At 61.4% G+C, this 17,730-nt stretch carries 17 protein-coding genes; 9 read left to right on the top strand and 8 right to left on the bottom strand.

Features of this window, described 5'->3' with window-relative positions; all coding sequences use genetic code 11:
- Positions 1-2: 2 nt before the first annotated feature.
- Entirely contained in the window at positions 3-2,300 is a 2,298-nt protein-coding gene (locus DYL59_RS04235) for a beta-galactosidase (RefSeq protein WP_135288039.1), read from the bottom strand.
- Between the two features lie 88 nt (positions 2,301-2,388).
- Positions 2,389-4,533, bottom strand: coding sequence for an ATP-dependent DNA helicase DinG (dinG, locus tag DYL59_RS04230; protein ID WP_135288038.1), 2,145 nt, complete (start codon positions 4,531-4,533; stop codon positions 2,389-2,391).
- 99 nt (positions 4,534-4,632) lie between these two features.
- Here dinG and DYL59_RS04225 point away from each other — a divergent pair, with 99 nt between their 5' ends.
- Positions 4,633-5,097 (top strand): CopD family protein, encoded by a 465-nt coding sequence (locus DYL59_RS04225; RefSeq protein ID WP_135288037.1) that lies wholly within the window; start codon positions 4,633-4,635, stop codon positions 5,095-5,097.
- A 109-nt stretch (positions 5,098-5,206) separates the two neighbouring features.
- Here DYL59_RS04225 and DYL59_RS04220 read toward each other — a convergent pair whose 3' ends face one another.
- A complete protein-coding gene (locus DYL59_RS04220; RefSeq protein WP_135288036.1) occupies positions 5,207-5,965 on the bottom strand; it encodes a collagen-like protein in 759 nt (252 codons plus the stop codon).
- Positions 5,966-6,138: 173 nt separating this feature from the next.
- Entirely contained in the window at positions 6,139-6,834 is a 696-nt protein-coding gene (locus tag DYL59_RS04215) for a PA1041 family peptidoglycan-binding anchor lipoprotein (RefSeq protein WP_135288035.1), read from the bottom strand.
- A gap of 190 nt (positions 6,835-7,024) precedes the next feature.
- Between DYL59_RS04215 and DYL59_RS04210 the strand changes: the two genes are divergently transcribed.
- On the top strand, positions 7,025-7,522 hold the full coding sequence (locus DYL59_RS04210) for a DUF6231 family protein (RefSeq protein ID WP_135288034.1): 498 nt from the start codon (positions 7,025-7,027) through the stop codon (positions 7,520-7,522).
- Between the two features lie 12 nt (positions 7,523-7,534).
- On the opposite strand, the gene DYL59_RS04205 is transcribed toward DYL59_RS04210, so the two are convergent.
- Positions 7,535-7,936 (bottom strand): type II toxin-antitoxin system MqsA family antitoxin, encoded by a 402-nt coding sequence (locus tag DYL59_RS04205; RefSeq protein WP_135288033.1) that lies wholly within the window; start codon positions 7,934-7,936, stop codon positions 7,535-7,537.
- A gap of 3 nt (positions 7,937-7,939) precedes the next feature.
- Positions 7,940-8,236, bottom strand: a complete 297-nt coding sequence (locus DYL59_RS04200) for a type II toxin-antitoxin system MqsR family toxin (protein ID WP_135288032.1) — start codon at positions 8,234-8,236, stop codon at positions 7,940-7,942.
- A gap of 287 nt (positions 8,237-8,523) precedes the next feature.
- Here DYL59_RS04200 and DYL59_RS04195 point away from each other — a divergent pair, with 287 nt between their 5' ends.
- Genes DYL59_RS04195 through DYL59_RS04185 form a run of 3 tightly spaced genes read left to right on the top strand, consistent with a single transcriptional unit; the run spans position 8,524 to position 9,692 of the window.
- On the top strand, positions 8,524-8,994 hold the full coding sequence (locus DYL59_RS04195; protein ID WP_135288031.1) for a YchJ family protein: 471 nt from the start codon (positions 8,524-8,526) through the stop codon (positions 8,992-8,994).
- 18 nt (positions 8,995-9,012) lie between these two features.
- Positions 9,013-9,495, top strand: a complete 483-nt coding sequence (locus DYL59_RS04190; RefSeq protein WP_135288030.1) for an LEA/WHy family protein — start codon at positions 9,013-9,015, stop codon at positions 9,493-9,495.
- On the top strand, positions 9,492-9,692 hold the full coding sequence (locus tag DYL59_RS04185; RefSeq protein WP_003189235.1) for an SEC-C metal-binding domain-containing protein: 201 nt from the start codon (positions 9,492-9,494) through the stop codon (positions 9,690-9,692). The genes DYL59_RS04190 and DYL59_RS04185 overlap by 4 nt, the downstream gene beginning before the upstream one ends.
- A 140-nt stretch (positions 9,693-9,832) precedes the next feature.
- On the opposite strand, the gene DYL59_RS04180 is transcribed toward DYL59_RS04185, so the two are convergent.
- Entirely contained in the window at positions 9,833-11,218 is a 1,386-nt protein-coding gene (locus DYL59_RS04180; protein ID WP_135288029.1) for an ATP-binding protein, read from the bottom strand.
- On the bottom strand, positions 11,215-11,925 hold the full coding sequence (locus tag DYL59_RS04175) for a response regulator (protein ID WP_135288028.1): 711 nt from the start codon (positions 11,923-11,925) through the stop codon (positions 11,215-11,217). Before DYL59_RS04175 ends, DYL59_RS04180 begins: the two co-directional genes overlap by 4 nt.
- Before the next feature lie 210 nt (positions 11,926-12,135).
- Here DYL59_RS04175 and DYL59_RS04170 point away from each other — a divergent pair, with 210 nt between their 5' ends.
- The 4 genes from DYL59_RS04170 (at position 12,136) to DYL59_RS04155 (ending at position 17,639) form a co-directional block, all read left to right on the top strand.
- Positions 12,136-14,517 (top strand): TonB-dependent receptor, encoded by a 2,382-nt coding sequence (locus DYL59_RS04170; RefSeq protein ID WP_135288167.1) that lies wholly within the window; start codon positions 12,136-12,138, stop codon positions 14,515-14,517.
- A 25-nt stretch (positions 14,518-14,542) separates the two neighbouring features.
- Positions 14,543-15,658 carry an ABC transporter substrate-binding protein gene (locus DYL59_RS04165; protein ID WP_135288027.1) on the top strand — a complete coding sequence of 372 codons (1,116 nt, stop codon included), beginning with the start codon at positions 14,543-14,545 and terminating at the stop codon, positions 15,656-15,658.
- A gap of 140 nt (positions 15,659-15,798) precedes the next feature.
- The gene (locus DYL59_RS04160; protein WP_135288026.1) at positions 15,799-16,857 is read left to right on the top strand and encodes a FecCD family ABC transporter permease; all 1,059 of its coding nucleotides are present in this window, start codon (positions 15,799-15,801) and stop codon (positions 16,855-16,857) included.
- Positions 16,854-17,639 carry an ABC transporter ATP-binding protein gene (locus tag DYL59_RS04155; protein ID WP_135288025.1) on the top strand — a complete coding sequence of 262 codons (786 nt, stop codon included), beginning with the start codon at positions 16,854-16,856 and terminating at the stop codon, positions 17,637-17,639. Before DYL59_RS04160 ends, DYL59_RS04155 begins: the two co-directional genes overlap by 4 nt.
- Positions 17,640-17,730 lie beyond the last annotated feature (91 nt).

Below are 17,730 nucleotides of genomic sequence, written 5' to 3'. Positions count from 1 at the left end.
AATCAATGGCCATTGCCGCCGTGCCCACCGGCGTGTCCACCGCCCTTCCCTGCGCCTTTGCCCTCATGCCCAGCATTGCCGCCTTCGCGCTCGCGAACAGCGCTCGCGGCCTTGGCCTTTTCAGCTTCCTTGCCCAGTTGATCGACCGCCGCCAGGTTGCTTTTACGCACGCTTTCGACAAAGCCCTGGAACGGTACATCGGTGATACCGACCAGACCAAAATGGCCGTTTTCACCGTCCAGCAAGCGACCGGTCACCGGCTGATCGAGGTATTGGAACCAATGCACACCGACAATCGACGGTTCGGCCATGGCCTGCTTGAGGAAGTTGCCATAGGCCACGCCACGGTCGTCTTCCTTCGCCAATTGGGTTACCCCACCCCAGAACGGGCCACGGTCGGCGGAGCCAAAGTTGAACTCGGTAATCAACACCGGTTTGTCCAGCGCGCGCAGCGCGGCAAAGTCGTAACCGTCCTGGGGTTTGAGGGTGTACATGTTGAAGCTCAGCACATCGCAGTACTGGGCGCACGATGCCACCGCTTCCGGGGTGCTCACCGCATAGCGACCGCCCAGCAACAGTTGGTTGGGCGCGTGCCATTTAAGCGAGTCGGAGATGGTTTTGAAGTAGGCGTCGGCGAAAGTCTTCTGGAAGTATTTGAAGTCTGCTTCGATTTCCGGGTGCTCGGCATTCGGCATCGGCGGCTCGAAGCCTGGGTCTTCCATCAACTCCCAACCGGCCAGCTGGATGCCCCAGGCCTTCGACAGGCCCGCTTCGTTGCGGTATTTGTCGCGCAGTTGCTTGAGGAACGCACGCTTGGCCGGTACATCGGTGGTCATGCGCAGCGTGCCGTAGGCCAGGGCGTAGCGGGATTTCGGGTCATCGCCGGGACCGGCCCAGGCCAGCTCGTTATCGGCGAAGAAACCGATCAACCAAGGGTCGTCACGGTGATCGCGAGCGGCAATGGCCACGGCGCGCTCGGTGGCCATGGCAAAGCGCGGGTCGAACGGGTCGGGCATGCCCCCCCACCAGTCGGTGCCGGTACTGATGCTGGCGTAATCGCCGACAATCGACAGCGGCAAGGTGTAGGGCACGCGGTCGGCGGTGGCCAACTCCTCGTCGCTCCAGTTGCCCACGGTGTTGAAACCCCAGGCTTGCAGGCGGTCGAGGGTGTGGGTAACCCAGCGTTTCTGGTCGAAGCCGTCGCCGCCATAGGTGCGTTGCAGGTTGGCGCCATAGAAGTCATACCAGCGCCCGGCACCAAAACTGCGGCCCTCGCCCGCGCCATTGCCGGTGCGGCTATCGCTGCTGCCGTAATACTTGTCGAAGGGTTCACCCCCCTTGGGCAACGCCGCGAACATCCATTCGCGGCCCGCCACGTAGGTCTGGCTGTTGTCCGGGGCCACGGTGTTTACACCCAGCGAATAGAAGGGATGACCTTCCGGCGTCACCAGGTACCAGCGGCCGTCGCGCTTCTCGGTGCGGAAAAACCCGCTAGCGTCGAAGGCAGGCCCTTTGTTCCAGCCGCCGTATGGGTCCAGGGCGGATTTATCCCGCGTAGCCAGCCAGCCCTGAAGCTGTTGCTGCTCCCTGGCGGCGGCGGCCTTGAGTTGTTCGTCGCTGCTGACCTTCTCTGGCCAGCGGGCACGGGTGGACTGGCCGTAGGCATCCACCAGTTCGCTGTAGGCGGCCTTGAATACCGGCTCGCTGTCCTGAACGCCAAAGCGCTCCAACAGGATGCTTTGGGCAACGTTGGGCTTGATCATCGACAGCGTGACCGAGACCACCTGGCTGCGGTCGATTTCACCCGCGCTGCTGCCCAGCATTACACGCTGGCCGTCTACGGTGATCGGCATCGGCGGCCCGGCCTTCATGCCCTGGCTCAGCGGCGAATTGGCTTGCAGCGGAATCAGCAGGGTCTGCGCGGGCCCTGCCGGCAGGTCGATGCGACTGAGCAAGGTCTTGCCGTCGGCACTCTGCACCTTGACGTAGAGGGTCAGCGCCCAGTCCATCGCGCTCTGGATACGCAGGCTCATGGCGCTGGACTGGGACCAGTCCCACACACCCGCTTGCGGGCTGAGCACCAGGCTCGGTTCGGCGGCAGGGTTAAAGGTGATACGGCGCAGCACCTCGCCTTCGGGGGTTTGTTCGGCGTTGTATTGGGGCAGGCTGGCGTCCTGGGTCGCCACCTTGACCACATCGGCAGGCCGGACGAAGTTGAACAGGGTCTGTTGCCCGGCAGGTGCGGCCAGCAAGGGCGCAGCGAACAACAGGGCAAATAGAGCAGGCAGCGTGCGAATCATACGAACAAGGTTCTCCCGGACGGCCGATGAATGGCCTGGTGACATGATTGAGGTAGACCACAAAGTGGGCGAAACCGCCCACAGTGGCTTAAGAAATTTCGCGCCTGAAGGGCGGCAAAGCATTAAGAATAGCTTTGCCGTAGCGCTGAGTGACCAAACGGCGGTCAAGCAAGGTGATGGTGCCCCGGTCTTGCTCGGTGCGCAGCAAGCGCCCGCAGGCCTGGACCAGCTTCAGGGACGCATCCGGCACGGAGATTTCCATGAACGGGTTGCCGCCCCGCGCTTCGATCCACTCGGCCAATGCGGCCTCAACCGGATCGTCCGGCACCGAGAACGGGATCTTGGCGATCACCACGTGCTCACAATAAGCACCGGGCAAGTCCACGCCTTCGGCGAAACTGGCTAGGCCGAACAGTACGCTGGAATCGCCACCGTCCACCCGTGCCTTGTGTTTGTTGAGGGTTTCCTGCTTGGAGAGGTTGCCCTGGATAAACACCTGCTTGCGCCAGTCACGGTCGAGGCCGTCGAACACGTCCTGCATCTGTTTACGTGACGAAAACAGCACCAGGGTGCCGCGTGAACCTTCGACCAATTCCGGCAGGTCGCGAATGATCGCCGCCGTATGGGCGGCTGCATCACGCGGGTCGGCCTTGAGGTCGGGCACCCGCAGCACGCCGGCATCAGCGTGATGGAAGGGGCTTGGCACCACGGCGGTCACGGCCTTTTTCGGCAGGCCTGCGCGCATGCGGAAGCGGTCGAAGGTGCCCAGGGCGGTGAGCGTCGCCGAGGTCACCAGGCAGCCGTAGGCCACGTTCCACAGGTTGCGGCGCAGCATTTCGGCAGCGAGGATGGGGCTGGCGTTGACCTCGATATCAAACAAGGCACCGCTTTCCGACAGGGTCAGCCAACGGGCCATGGGCGGGTTGTCTTCCGGGTCTTCGACGGTGAAGGCGGTCCACAACTCCCAGTTGCCCTGGGCACGGGACAACAGGCTGCCGAACAGGGGGTACCATTCTTCGGCCTGGTTGCTGGCGATACCGATGTTGACCTCGCCGTCCATGCCCTCTTTAAGCAGGTCGGTGAGACGGGTAAAGAGGTCAGTCAGGCGTGAGAAGCCCTTCTTCAACTCGATGCCCATTTCGCGCATATGCTCGGGGATCAAGCCGCCGACAAAGCGGTGACGCGGCCGCTCGCGGCCTTCCACGTCTTCACCGGGCTTGAAGTCGGCCACCTGCTCGCAGGCGCTGAACATGAATTGCTGCTGGGTCTTGATCTCCCGCGCCAGCTCCGGCACCTGTTCGATCAACTTGCCCAGGTCGCCCGGCAACGGGTGCTGGGCGAGCAACTTGGTCAGGTTTTTGGCGGTGCTCTCCAGCCAATCGGCGGTGGAACGCAGCCGGGTGTAATGGGCGAAGTGGCCGATGGCCTTGTCCGGCAGGTGGTGGCCTTCGTCGAAGACGTAGAGGGTGTCGCGCGGATCCGGCAGCACGGCGCCGCCGCCCAGGGCCAGGTCGGCCAGCACCATGTCATGGTTGGTGACGATCACATCGACCTTGCCCATACCTTCACGGGCCTTGTAGAAAGCGCATTGGCCGAAGTTGGGGCAATGCCGGTTGGTACACTGGCTGTGATCGGTGGTCAGGCGCGCCCAGTCGGAATCTTCCAGGGCGGTGGGCCAGCTGTCGCGGTCGCCGTCCCACTTATTGCCGGCCAGTTTTTCGATCATGCTGGTGAACAGCTTCTGGCTGACTTCATCGACCTCGATCTTGAAGCCTTCTTCTTCGAACAACGACGCCGTGGCGGTTTGGGCGTGGCCTTCCTGCAGCAGTACGTCGAGCTTGGACAGGCACATATAGCGCCCACGCCCCTTGGCCAGGGCGAAGGTAAAGTTCAGGCCGCTGTTGCGCATGAGGTCGGGCAGGTCTTTGTAGACGATCTGCTCTTGCAGGGCGACGGTGGCGGTGGCGATCACCAGGCGCTTGCCAGCGGCCTTGGCGGTGGGAATGGCGGCCAGGCTGTAGGCCACGGTCTTGCCGGTACCGGTGCCGGCCTCGACGGCCACGACCGCAGGCTCACCTTCGCGGCGACCTTCGTCGTCGGTGTCGATATCCCCGAGGACCTTGGCCACTTCGGCGATCATCAGGCGTTGGCCATAACGCGGTTTCAAGCTCTTGGCTTCGAGAAAACGCGAATAGGCGCCCTGGATCGTGGTTTTGAGTTCAGTGCTGATCATGGATAGTCGGGCGCAAAAAACGCTGGATAAATTTTCAGTGGTTCGGATCGGCCGCTATCATACCCCGCTAATTAATCCCGCGCAGAACGGAGTACTTCAATGACCGCGTTTAGCCTCGCCTACACCCTGCATGTATTGGCCGCCCTGATCTGGGTCGGCGGTATGTTTTTCGCCTGGATGATCCTGCGTCCCGCCGCAATGACGGCGCTTGAGGGCCCTGCCCGGCTCACGCTATGGGCAAATGTGTTTCAACGTTTTTTTGTGTGGGTGTGGGTCGCGGTGGCGGTTTTGCCGATCAGCGGCATTGGCTTGCTGCAACTGCGCTTCAACGGGTTTGAGACGGCCCCGCGTTATGTGCAGGTGATGATGGGCTTGTATCTGGTGATGACGGCGCTGTTTATCCGTATCCAGGCGTTGAAATTCCCGGCATTGCGCGCGGCGGTGGCGGCTGAGGATTGGCCAGCAGGGGCTGCGGTGTTGGGGCAGATTCGTCGGTTGGTGGGGATTAATTTGCTGGTGGGGTTGGTGGTGGTGGCGGTGGCTTCGGCTCGGCCGATGTTCTGAGTCAACCTTTAATCCGCTATCGGGAGCAAGCCCCCTCCCACATTTTGACTGCGTTCACATATCAAAGTGTGGGAGGGGGCTTGCTCCCGATAGCGTCAAACCAAACGACTCAAAACCTTTGGACAGTCACAGCACCCGCAGGCCCCGCAGGCCCCGGCTGCCCTTCCAACCCAGGGCGGCCCTTCTCGCCGCCGTCGGCCTGGTACACCAGGCAGCCCTTGGACTGCCCGCCACGCCCTGGCTTGCCTGCCGTGCCGGCCAGACCACCGGCACCACCGTCCACCCACACCTTGATCTGCTCGGCCGGGAAGCTTTGCGGCAGTTCAACCCGTACCAGCGCCCCTGCTCCACCAGGCAAGCCGTCGCCACCGTTGTCGCCATTGGCTCCGCGCCCGGCCGAACCCCAGGTGCAACCTGGGTCCACGCCGTTGGCGCCATCCAGCCCGGCGTACCCCTGGGCACCGGCACCGCCACGGGCATCCACCGAGAGTTCTTCGGCCACCAGGGAATTGATGCGCAAGGTCAGGTCGCGCCCGGCCTTGGCAGGTTTTTCGTGGGTACCGGGGGCGCCGCGCGAGGTGATCTGGCTGCCGTGATCCAATTGCGCATGGCGTACCTGCAGTTGCAACGCGGTATTACCCGGCACAATGGCGATACGGGCTTCGCGGCCCAGGTGCAGCTCGTCCACGGTGACCTGGCTGATGGTGGCCGGAATCAGCAGGGTGCCGTAGTCCGCCACGTCCAGGCGCTCCAATTGCAGCACACTGGTACTGCTGGGCAGGCGCATCAACGAGTTGGTTTCAACACTGACGCTCTGGGCCAGGGCAACGGGGCTGACCAACAGGGCCAACAGTAAAACCTTGCGCATCGTGAAGCTCCCTTGAATTTCTTCGAAAAACTGTGTCTGGTTTTTTTCTTTGGACGCACAGTAACGACTTCTACCGGCGATTTGCCAGTGAAGGTTCAAAAAAGTTAATAAACGCGAAGGTTCAGCGAGGATCGCCGGCAATGCCCCTGTGGATCCCACAGGGGCAAGGGCTGTCAGCGGTTGATCTGGATTTCCGTGCGACGGTTCAAGGCACGGCCTTCAGCGGTTTTGTTGTCGGCCACCGGATGGCTTTCGCCGGCGCCGGTCACGGACACAAAGTTGCTGCGAGGCACGCCGGCACCAATCAGGTAATCGGTGACCGAATGGGCGCGTTTTTCCGAGAGTTTCTGGTTGTAGGCGTCTTTACCTACACTGTCAGTATGGCCGCTGACCCGCAGTTGGGCGCTTGGGGCCTCTTGTTTCAGGCGCGTGGCGATGGTGTCGAGCTTGGTTTTATCCGCCGCCGTCAGCTTGGCCGAGTCGAACTGGAAGTGCACATCGCGAATCACGATGGTTTCTTCCTTGACCACTACCACCTCCTCAACCACCGCCGCGACCGGCACCGGCGGGCAACCATCGGCATCCACCTGCACGCCTTTGGGCGTGCCTGGGCACTTGTCACGGCTGTCCGGCACGCCATCGCCGTCTTCGTCGCCATCGCCATGTACCCAGCAATAGGCACCGGCCATACCGCCGATCAACAACGCGCCGTAGCCTGCGTAGGCAGAGCTTTCAGTTGCACCGATCGCCGCACCGGTCACACCGCCAACGGCGGCGCAGGTGGGCCAATCGGTTTTTTGCAAGCCTGCGCAACCTGTCAATACACCGGTTAGCAGAACCAAGGGTAGAGCTGTCCGCATGATGCTCATCTGATTTCTCCTGAGGGGATCGGCGGGGGCCGATGGGTGGAGTAAAGACGGCTCTTTTCATCTGCGCCACTACGCGGACACCCCGCATTTATTGGGGATTCACAGACAAAGCTGGCTTTTCGCAATCGTGCGCTCTAGGCCCGCACGCTCAGCCGCGCTAGTCTCTACGGTCCTGATGTGAGGATCTCTGATGACCGCCGGTATTTCCGCCCGTACACCCCAACAAGCCCTGGCCGCTCTGCTCGACCAACACCGCCCCAAGCGCCTGCTATTGCTGGGCGCCAGCCGGTTCCCGGCGTTGGAGGCTTTTCAAGCGGCGCACCCCGACACTCACGTCGCCGTCGCCCCGCCCGGCCCGCTGCCGGCGGCCCTGGCGGCGCAACGTTTTGACCTGGCGCTGGTAGTCGATTGCCTGGAGCATTTGTCAAAGCCACAGGGCCTAACCTTGCTCGGCGGCATCCGCAACCTCAACGCCAGCAAGATTGCCGTGCTGGTGGACCTGGGCGCCTGCGACTGGAAAGACACCGACTTCTTCTCCCTGGCCCTGCAGGCCGGCGAGCGCTTTGAGCGCGATGAGCAGGTTCTGACACTGTTTACCTACGATCTGCTTGACTATAAACAGGTGCCAGACTGGCTCAACGCCCGCTTCTGGGCCAACCCGGAAAATTTTGGAAAGTATTGGTGGTAACCCGATACGTACCTAGGCGGTGCGTACTTCGTTAAGTAACTCAGGGTGACGGTCGAGCACCTTGAGTAACTTAATGAGGGCTAACGGTGGTTTGGTCTTACCGGTTTCATAACGTGAAAAGGCGTTTACCCCTCCCCCGAATATCTCGGCAGCTTCCCTCTGATCCAGCGCAAGCTTCTTACGCACCATGGCAATAAAGCCAGGATCTATGAGGTTCGCGTTCACACGCTTGGAAAATTCCCGCATTGCTTTCATGACACGATCTGATTCAGCCAGATCCAGGATCGACTCCGTGCAAGACGGGCAAAATTCACCCGTCACATTCGCAATGACCGTGCTCTCACCTTTGTACGAATACGGCAGGTCGCGCGTGTCATGGACCAAACCCGCAGCGCCGCAAACAGGACATCTCATTGTTCATAACTCCTTGAAGGACACGATCAATACATCTTCGATAACCGTGAGTTTCAGGTATACGCTCCCCGCTTTCGTGTACGGGCGGTAAACGTCTTGCCAGACCGTGTGATCGCCATGGGTGGTCATGCTCTTATAAAAGTCCCTTGGTTCAAGAGCCAGCACCACCGCCAGCATGTCGCAAAGATCAAGGTTAAGTGCCTCAGCTCCGACGCGTGCAGAGTGGGTGGTGCGCACGTTCCCTCTTTCAATCAGAGCCTTGACGATAGTCAGCTTGCAGTGAGGCGTCTTCTTCTCCACGTTCGAACTTAGCCTATTAGGTTTTTATTTGGCAAGTAGGTTAATTAAACCCAAGCTCGCCCTTTAGAGTGTCTAAGGGGCGCAAATGGAAACTCAGCGCTGTTCAGCGTGCCAGCAACGAAGTGTCTCAAAGCGTGAAACGAGCGGTAGCCTCCCCCTTGTCGTCGAGTTCCCCTGCGATCCTCTGTAGTATCGATTCCTACGCAACGAGCGAGCTTTTCTGCGGTAGAACCAAGGTTTGGCTAACGTTATGTCTGACAGAATCTAAAAGTATTGGTGGTAACCCAATGAGCACCTCCATTTGCCCCTGCGGCAGTGGCAACCTGCTGGATGCCTGCTGCGGCCATTATCACGCCGGCCACCCGGCACCCTGCGCCAGCGCGCTGATGCGCTCGCGCTACAGCGCCTATGTACTGGGGTTGGTGGACTACCTGGTGGCAACCACCCTGCCCGCGCAACAGGCCGGCCTGGACCGCGAGGCGATCAGTGCCTGGAGCGCCCAGAGCACCTGGCTGGGCCTGGAGGTGGAGAGCTCCGAGGTGTTTGGCGGCCAGCCGGAGCATGCGTTCGTGACCTTTACCGCGCGCTGGCATGACAGCACCGGCGAACATAGCCACCGCGAGCAGTCTTCTTTCGTACAGAATGACGGGCGCTGGTACTTCATCGACCCCACCGTTGAGGTGAAGGCCGGACGCAACGATGCCTGCCTGTGCGGCAGCGGGCAGAAATTCAAGAAGTGCTGCTCCAGCTACCTCTGACCCTACAGGACCAACGCCATGCTCCGGATCTACAGCTTGATGCTGGCGTTAACCTTCGGCCTGACCGGCTGTACATCCTGGTTCGAGGACGACTCACCGCCGCCCCATGTCTCCCTGGTCAAGGTCGAAGTGGTACGGGCCAAGCTGCTGGAGCAGAAATTCAAGCTGTTCTTTCGCGTCGACAACCGCGACGACTCGGACCTTACGGTGCGCGGCCTGATCTACAAGGTGACCTTGTGGGATTTTGTGCTGACCGAAGGCGAGTCCAATGAATGGCTCACGGTGCCGCCTCGGGGTCATAAATTTTTCCGGGTATCGGTGCGCACCAACCTCTGGCCGCAGATCCGCGATGTGGTGCAGATGCTGAAAAAACCTGATCGCCCCGTGCCCTATCGCCTGGAAGGCGAGCTCAAAACCGGATTATTCATCGGTTATGACGTGCAGGTGGCCCACAATGGCGAGATAATCCCCGGCGATTTTATTCCGGAGCGACATCAATGACTCAGCAACCCCATGTCCATGGTCCTGACTGCAACCACGATCACGATCACCATGATCACGACCACGGCCATGTCCACGGCCCGAACTGCGGCCACGCTCACCAGGAGCCGGTGCGCAATGCGTTGAAGGACGTTGGCCGCAACGATCCTTGCCCATGCGGCAGCGAGAAGAAATTCAAGAAGTGCCACGGGGCTTGATGCCCTGATCCTGCCAATGCAGGAGCTGGCTTGTGTGAGAGCGGGCTTGCTCGCGAATACGGTGTATCAGCCACTGGATTTATATCTGACCCACCGCTTTCGCGAGCAAGCCCGTTCCCACATTGGACTGCGTTTCACATTCAGGTTTTGCGCAGGAACTGCAACTCAACTTCCAGCCCCCCGCCCTCCCGATTCCTCAAGCTCAATTGCCCCTCATGCGCCCTGGCGATGGTATGCGCGATGCTCAATCCCAACCCATACCCGCCGGTCTCGGCATTGCGTGAGCCTTCTACCCGATAAAACGGCTCCATCACCTGCTCCAGCTGTTCCTGGGGAATCCCCGGGCCCCGGTCGCTGATGATGATCCTCAAGCTGTCCGCGTGGTCGTCAACCCGCACCACCACCTCGCGACCATAACGCACCGCGTTTTCCAGCAGGTTCTGCACACACCGCTTGAGGCTGCGGGCATACCCCGGCAACGGCTGTTTCGCGCGGCCTTCGATGCGCACGCTCTCGCCCACGTCCTCCAGATCCGCCTGCAAGCTTTGCAGCAAGGCATTGATATCGATGTTCTGCCGGGTCTCGTTGATTTCACCGCTGCTGACAAAGTCCAGCGTACTGGCGACCATGTGTTCCATTTCTTCCAAGTCACTGCGAAAACGCTCACGGGTACGGCTGTCGTCAAGCATCTCGGTGCGCAGACGCAGGCGTGTGATCGGTGAACGCAGGTCGTGGGAAATGGCCGCGAGAAAGCGCGTGCGTTCGGCGATATTGGCGATCAGGCGTTGCTGCATTGCATTGAATGCCTGGGCGGCGCGACGCACTTCGGTAGGGCCGTCCTCGGACAACGGCGGGCGCTGGATGTCGCGCCCCAGCGCTTCGGCCGCCTTGGCCAAGGCGTTGAGCGGGCGGATGGCCAGGCGCACCGCCACCAGGGCAATCACCACCAGCACCAATACCCGCAGCAGATAAATACGCATCACGTAGTCGAACAGCAAGTCCAGCGGCGAGGTGCTGGTCCAGCCTTGTTCCTCACGCGCATCCACCTGCAACCAGCGGCCATCCGGCAGCCGCAGATCAATAAGAAACTGCCCCACCACCGGCTTGGAACCGAGCAAGGTCGACAGCCCGGCGGTTTGCCCTTCGCCATCGACCAGGGACAAACGCAGCAGGATCAAGGTCTGGGCGTAGCCGGTTTTTTCCGACAGCACTTTTTTGATCAGGCGCTCAGTGGGCCGATCACTGTCGGTGAGGCGGCTGGGCGTATTGCTGGCTTGATCACTCAAGGTCAGGCGGAAATGCGGCGCGTCCAGCAACTTGATCAGCAGGTCGGCCTGCTGCGGGTCGCTGTGCACCAGCCGCACGACGTCCGCCAGCCGCGTGGCGATCAACCGCGCCGGGATTTCCAGTACCTGGCCGTGGCGCCGGTCGTACCAGATGCTGCTGGTCAGGGCCTGGGCCGCGAGCATGCCGCTGACCAAAATCAGTACCAACCGCCCAAACAGCGAACGCGGCAGCAACCTCACGACTCCAGCGCCACATCATCGGCGGTGAGCATGTAGCCCTCATTGCGCACGGTCTTGATCAGGCCCGCCGGCAGTTGCGAGCGCAAGCGGCTGACGCACACGTCGATGGAACGGTCGAACGGCGTACTGTCCTTGTCGAACACATGGTTGAGCAAAAAGTCGCGGCTCAGCGGCCGGTTGGGGTGCTGCAACAACAGGCGCAACACGCGGTAGTCCGAGTTGCCCAGGCTGACCACCACGCCGTCCGGCGACAGCAATTGCCGCGCCCGCGTGTCCAGTTGCCAGCCGGCAAAACGAATGCTCGGCGCCTCATCCAAACGCGCACGGTCGGGAAAACTCTGCACCCGGCGCAACACCACCTTGATGCGCACCAGCAACTCACGAGGGTCGAACGGCTTGGGCAGGTAATCGTCGGCGCCGATCTCCAGGCCGACGATGCGGTCGATCAACGAGCCCTTGGCAGTGAGCATCACCACCGGCGTGTTGGAACTCACCCGCAGTTCGCGGCACAGGCTCAGGCCGTCTTCGCCGGGCAGCATCAGGTCGAGGACGATCAGGTCGATGACATTCAGTTCCAGGCGCCGACGCATCTCCTTGCCATCGGCGGCGGTGGACACCTGGAAACCGGCATCGCTCAGGTAGTCGCAGAGCAACTGGCGAATTTGCGGGTCGTCATCAACGATCAGGAGGTGGTCTTGCTTGGCCATGGGCAGTCAATCCGAAAAACTATAAAACGCAGCAAATAGCCGAAAGTTCAGCCAGCCGGGTACGCAAATGTAATGGAATGTTGTAGGAACCGATAATCACGCATCAGCGATACAAAGCCCGGGCATGGCAGGGGAAATCGCTCTTTAGACTACCGAACCTAAATGAGAGTAATTGTAATTTAGACTCGGATGCATCCTATGTCACAGCCCATCACATTGCCCACACCCCGCAGCCACACGCTGCAAAATACCCTGGCCCCCATGTTCGGCCTGCTCGCCGCCGGCAGCGTCACCCCGGTTGCCTGGGCCGACGCGAGCAGCGCCACCACTAACGACTCCGTGCTGAGCCTGCCGGAAATCAAGGTCGACGGTGAAGCCACCTCCACCTTCAAGGTCGACCGGGTTACCTCGGCAAAAATCAGCCAGCCGCTGCTGGATGCGCCGCAAAGCGTGACCATCGTGCCCCAGCAGGTGCTCAAGGAGCAGAACGCACAGACCCTGCAGGAAGTGCTGCGCAATGTGCCAGGTATCACGTTTATGTCCGGCGAGGGCAACCTGGGCTGGGGCGATCTGTTCTCGATTCGCGGCTTTTCATCCGAGCAAAGCCTGACCGTGGACGGCGTGCGCGATGCCGGCATGTCCACCCGAACCGACACGTTCAACCTGCAACAGGCCGAAGTGTTCAAGGGTACGGGGTCTATCGAGTCCGGGGTTTCTGCGGTGGGTGGCAGCGTTAACCTGGTGAGCAAAGAAGCCCACCTGGGCGATGCCAACCGAGTGTCTGCCGGTATCGGCACCGATGCGTACCGCCGCCTTACCGCCGACCTGAATAAACAGCTGAACGACACCACCGCCGTACGCATCAACCTGATGAAGCACTACAACCAGGTCTCCGAGCGTGACGACGTGGACTACGACCGCTGGGGCATCGCCACCTCGTTCGGGTTCGGCCTGGGCACCGACACGCGCTTTTTCATCGACACGTTTTACCAAAAAGACACCAACACCCCGGACGGCGGCGTGCCCATCCAGCGTGGCACTCACGGCGACCGCATGCCCGGCGTGAAACGCTCCAACTGGTACGGCGACTCCAGCCTCTACACCCAAGAGAACAAAACCACCTCGCTGACCGCGCGTTTCGAGCACGACTTCGACTGGAACGACGCCCACCTGCGCAACCAGACCCGCTGGGAACGCAGCGACAACTTCGCCGTGCTCTCCCCGGCGCGCTTTTTTGCCGCCGACGCCAGCGGCCAGAAAACCTGCACCGGCACCCGCTGTGCGACGCTGGGCTACACCGGTGTAGGCCCGATCAGCCAAGTGCCGGGCAGTACGGTAAATGCCTACACGGACTACGTAAATAACAGCAACACCGCCTACGGCATCCTGCGCGGCAGCGACTTTGGTTTGTCCAAGCGCTACACCATCCTGGATAACCAGACCGACTTCAGCTTCACGTTCAACACCGCCAGCCTGCAACACGCGGTGGTCTCGGGCCTGGAGTTCTATCACGAGACCTACGGCGGCTTGAAACGCAACGCCGAAGTGCCGGACGGCAACCTGCTGTTCGACATGAGCAACCCCAGCCATAGCTTCGCCAGCACCTACGTGACCAAAGGCGTCGGCGAGCCACGCTCGGTGATCGACAACGCTGGCATCTACCTGGGCGACACGGTCACCCTCAACGACCAGTGGCAAGTGTTGGGCTCGCTGCGTTACGACAACTGGCAGGCCGAAACCCGCCAGCGCGGCCAGGCCACCACCAGCAGCAGCGACGGTGCGGTCAGCGGTCGGGTGGGCGCAGTGTTCAAACCGTTGCCCAACGGCAGCATCTACGTGTCCTACAGCGAAGCGGCACAACCCTCGGCACTCGGCGCGTCCACCAACAACCAGATCTACGGCGCCGCAAGCACCAGCAATTACAGCCCGGCCAAATCCAAGACCTACGAGCTGGGCACCAAGTGGGACATCGCCCACGACATGCTCAACGTCACGGCGGCGATCTTTCGCACCGAACTGGAAAACCCCTGGGAATACCAGGACGGCGAATCCGCCCCGGTACGTGCCCTGCCCGCCAAGCGTGTGGACGGTATCGAGTTGGGCCTGCAGGGCAATATCACCCCGCGCTGGACCGCCTACAGCGGCTTCTCGGCCCTCAAGAGCGTGCAGACCAAAGGCATCAACAAAGGTGCCGAAGCCAAGAACGTTCCAGACCTCACCGCCAACCTGTGGACCACCTACGCCGTCACCGACGCCCTGAGCCTGAGCTACGGCGAGCAATACGTGGGCCGGCGCCGCTACACCGACAACAAATACGTCGGTGGCTTGAACAACAACAGCAGCTACGCCAGCGGCGCCTCCGGCGTGTATGCGATCTACACCCGCGACCACGAAAAAGCCCCCGGCTACTGGCTGAGCAACGTGGCGGCGCAATACAAGGTGAACAAGGACACCACGGTCAACCTCAACCTCAACAACCTGTTCAACACGTTCTACTACAGCCAGGTGGGCGCCTCCCTCGACGGCTTCCAGCTCTACGGCATTCCGGGCGCCGGGCGCACCCTCACCGCCAGCGTTGATTATGAATTCTGAATTTCCCGCATCTGGAGCCCTTGTCATGCGTAAACCCCGTCAACTGCTCAAGCTCGCCGTCGTGTTCGCCGCATTGGTTCTCGGCCACGCCGAAACCGCTGCGGCCCAGTCAATCACCGATGTGCTGGGCCGCAAGGTCGAAGTCAGCGACCACGTAAAGCGCGTTGTCCTGGGTGAAGGCCGACTGATTTCGGCCTTTGCCTTGCTCGACCGCGATACGCCGTTCCAGCGCATCGTCGGCTGGCAGAACGATATGAAGCTGCTGGACCAGCACACCTATAACGCCTACGTGGCGAAATATCCGACGGTAAAAGACATCCCGCTGATCGGCCAGGCCTCGGAACAGAGCGTCAGCGCCGAGGAAATCCTCTCGCTTAAACCGGACCTGGCGGTGTTCAGCATTTCGGGCCATGGCCCCACCGAGCACAGCCCGGTGGCCGACGTGCTGGCCAAGGCTGGCATCCCGGTGTTGTTCGTCGACTTTCGCATCAACCCGGTGCAAGGCACCCACGCCAGCATGAATGCACTGGGCCAGGCCCTGGGGCGCGAAGCCCAGGCCAAGGCGTTTTTGGATTTCTATGACCAGCACATCAAGGTCATCACCGATGCTGTCGCCACCCTGCCCTCTGGCCCGCGCCCAAGCGTCTTTCTTGAGCTGCTGGCCGGTGTCTGGCAAGCGCCCGGGCATACCACGGGCAAGAGCGGCATGGGCGAACTGATCACACTGGTCGGCGGGCGCAATATCGCCGCCGGCGTGGTGCCGGGTGCACTGGGGGATATCAGCGTGGAGTACGCGCTCAAGGCCGACCCGGACGTGTACATCGCCACGGGTAACCGCAAGCCGGGGCTTATCCTGGGCGCCGGGGTTGAGCCTGGCGAGGCCCAGGACGCTTTGGCGCGCGTATTGGCGCGGCCCGAATTTGCCAATCTTCGTGCCATCCGCGAGGGCAATGCCCACGGCCTGTGGCACGACTTCTACAACTCGCCGTACAACCTGCTGGCGATTGAAGCGTTGGCCAAGTGGGTGCACCCGCAGCTGTTCGACAAGCTAAATCCGCAGGCGACCCTGGAGCAGATCAACACGCAGTTTTTGGGGATGCCGTTGCAGGGTGCTTATTGGATCGATGCCCAAACGAAGTAACACCACAGGGCAATGTGGGAGGGGGCTTGCTCCCGATAGCGATGGATCAGCCATATATGCACTGGCTGACACACTGCTATCGGGGGCAAGCCCCCTCCCACAGTTTTAAACCTCATTGTTTTCTAGATTGTGTGAGCCTCATGACCACTCAAACCCTCGACCTCGCCAGCGCCACCCACGGCTACCGACGCCTGCTGGCACGGCGCGCCTGGCTGCTGGCCCTGCTCGGCAGCGCGCTGGTCTGCGCCATTCTGGTGGACCTGGCCAGCGGCCCGTCAGGCATGGGCCTGTGGGCCTTGCTCGATGGGGTTGTGCACCCCTCCCACCTGAGCGCCACCGACCAGGTGATCATCTGGAACGTACGCCTGCCCTACGCATTAATGGCGGTATTGGTCGGCTGCGCGCTGTCGCTGGCCGGGGCCGAGATGCAGGCGATCTTGAATAACCCGCTGGCCAGCCCGTTTACCTTGGGCGTGTCATCGGCGGCCGCCTTGGGTGCGTCCCTGGTGATTGTGTTTCCGGTGACCACGCTGTGGGTGTCGGCCAACACCGCAATTTCCATCTCAGCCTTCATCTTCGCGGCAGCCTCGGTATTTTTGCTGCAAGCCATGTCGCGCCTGCGCGGAGCGGGGGTGGAGAGCCTGGTGTTGTTTGGCATTGCGTTGGTGTTCAGTTGCAACGCCGTGGTGGCCTTGCTGCAACTGGTGGCCACCGAAGATGTGCTGCAACAACTGGTGTTCTGGACCCTGGGCAGCGTCACCCGCGCCAACTGGGACAAGCTGGGCATTTTGGCGCTGGTGGTCGCAGTGGTGCTGCCGTTCTCGTTTAGCGCCGCGCCACGCCTGACCCTGTTGCGCATGGGTGAAGACCGTGCGCAGAGCTTCGGTGTAGACGTAAAGCGTCTGCGGTTTTTTTCGTTGCTGCGCATCAGCCTGCTGTCGGCTACTGCCGTGGCGTTTGTAGGCACTATCGGATTTATCGGCCTGGTGGGTCCGCATATCGCGCGGATCCTGGTGGGCGAAGACCAACGCTTCCTGCTGCCCGCCAGCGCCTTGACCGGAGCACTGCTGCTGTCGCTGTCATCGATTGCCAGCAAGCTGATCATGCCCGGCGTGATCGTGCCGGTGGGCATCGTCACCGCCTTGGTGGGCGTGCCGATTTTTGTGGCGCTGGTGTTCAAGCGTGGGAGGCAGTTATGAGCAAAGGCTTGAGCGTACGCAACGTCAATGTCAGTTATGGCCGTCGGCAGATCGTGCATGACCTGAGCCTGCCGACGCTGCCCCAGGGCAGCCTGACCGCGTTGATCGGCCCCAACGGCGCGGGTAAATCCACCTTGCTGCGCGCCGTGGCCGGGCTGGAAAAAATGCAAGGCGTTGTGCGATTAGGTGACCTGGACCTGTCGGCCATGTCGGTCGCCGAGCGTGCACGACGGGTGACCTATATGCCGCAAAACCTGCCGCCGGGCTTGAGCCTGAGCGTGATGGAAAGTGTGATCGCCGCGTTGCGCGTGGCCAGTGTGGAGGGCGTCCCACTGTCCAGCGAGGCCTGCCTGCGCGAAGCGTTCGAGGCATTGCAGCGCATCGGCATCGCCCATCTGGCCGACCAACTGTTGAGCACCTTGTCTGGCGGCCAGCGCCAACTGGTCAGCCTCGCCCAACTGATTGCGCGTCGGCCCCAAGTGATGCTGCTGGACGAACCCACCAGCGCCCTCGACCTCAACTACCAACTCAAAGTCATGGACTGCGTGCGCGGCCTGGTGCGTGAACACAACCTGATTGCGGTGGTGGTGCTGCACGACATCAACCTGGCCGCGCGTTTCGCCGACCAGATCGCCGTGCTGCGCCAGGGCCGCCTGTACGCCAGCGGCGCGGCGGATGACGTACTCGACCCGTTGCTGTTTGCCGAGGTGTACCGCGTGCGGGCACGCATCGAGCGTTGTTCGCAGCAGTCGTTGCAGGTGTTGGTGGACGGCGCGGTGTGAAATGCTTCTAAGGGTATACGCAAATGTTTCATTGAATTTTCGTACACCCAGCATCACCTATACCTACAGGCATTCGCTCAATTGGAGAGCT

The organism is Pseudomonas kairouanensis, from assembly GCF_004682055.1.
GTDB classification, from domain to species: domain Bacteria; phylum Pseudomonadota; class Gammaproteobacteria; order Pseudomonadales; family Pseudomonadaceae; genus Aquipseudomonas; species Aquipseudomonas kairouanensis.
The sequence above is the reverse complement of the archived record's forward strand: the minus strand, read 5'-3'. Positions and strand labels throughout refer to the sequence as shown.

What these genes read in the sequence shown, in the direction of transcription:
- DYL59_RS04225 (WP_135288037.1), top strand. Translation starts at nt 4,633, where the DNA reads ATGACCGCGTTTAGCCTCGCCTACACCCTGCATGTATTGGCCGCCCTG.
- DYL59_RS04205 (WP_135288033.1), bottom strand. Translation starts at nt 7,936, where the DNA reads ATGAGATGTCCTGTTTGCGGCGCTGCGGGTTTGGTCCATGACACGCGC.
- DYL59_RS04195 (WP_135288031.1), top strand. Translation starts at nt 8,524, where the DNA reads ATGAGCACCTCCATTTGCCCCTGCGGCAGTGGCAACCTGCTGGATGCC.
- DYL59_RS04185 (WP_003189235.1), top strand. Translation starts at nt 9,492, where the DNA reads ATGACTCAGCAACCCCATGTCCATGGTCCTGACTGCAACCACGATCAC.
- dinG (WP_135288038.1), bottom strand. Translation starts at nt 4,533, where the DNA reads ATGATCAGCACTGAACTCAAAACCACGATCCAGGGCGCCTATTCGCGT.
- DYL59_RS04155 (WP_135288025.1), top strand. Translation starts at nt 16,854, where the DNA reads ATGAGCAAAGGCTTGAGCGTACGCAACGTCAATGTCAGTTATGGCCGT.
- DYL59_RS04235 (WP_135288039.1), bottom strand. Translation starts at nt 2,300, where the DNA reads ATGATTCGCACGCTGCCTGCTCTATTTGCCCTGTTGTTCGCTGCGCCC.
- DYL59_RS04220 (WP_135288036.1), bottom strand. Translation starts at nt 5,965, where the DNA reads ATGCGCAAGGTTTTACTGTTGGCCCTGTTGGTCAGCCCCGTTGCCCTG.
- DYL59_RS04160 (WP_135288026.1), top strand. Translation starts at nt 15,799, where the DNA reads ATGACCACTCAAACCCTCGACCTCGCCAGCGCCACCCACGGCTACCGA.
- DYL59_RS04215 (WP_135288035.1), bottom strand. Translation starts at nt 6,834, where the DNA reads ATGAGCATCATGCGGACAGCTCTACCCTTGGTTCTGCTAACCGGTGTA.
- DYL59_RS04175 (WP_135288028.1), bottom strand. Translation starts at nt 11,925, where the DNA reads ATGGCCAAGCAAGACCACCTCCTGATCGTTGATGACGACCCGCAAATT.
- DYL59_RS04190 (WP_135288030.1), top strand. Translation starts at nt 9,013, where the DNA reads ATGCTCCGGATCTACAGCTTGATGCTGGCGTTAACCTTCGGCCTGACC.
- DYL59_RS04165 (WP_135288027.1), top strand. Translation starts at nt 14,543, where the DNA reads ATGCGTAAACCCCGTCAACTGCTCAAGCTCGCCGTCGTGTTCGCCGCA.
- DYL59_RS04210 (WP_135288034.1), top strand. Translation starts at nt 7,025, where the DNA reads ATGACCGCCGGTATTTCCGCCCGTACACCCCAACAAGCCCTGGCCGCT.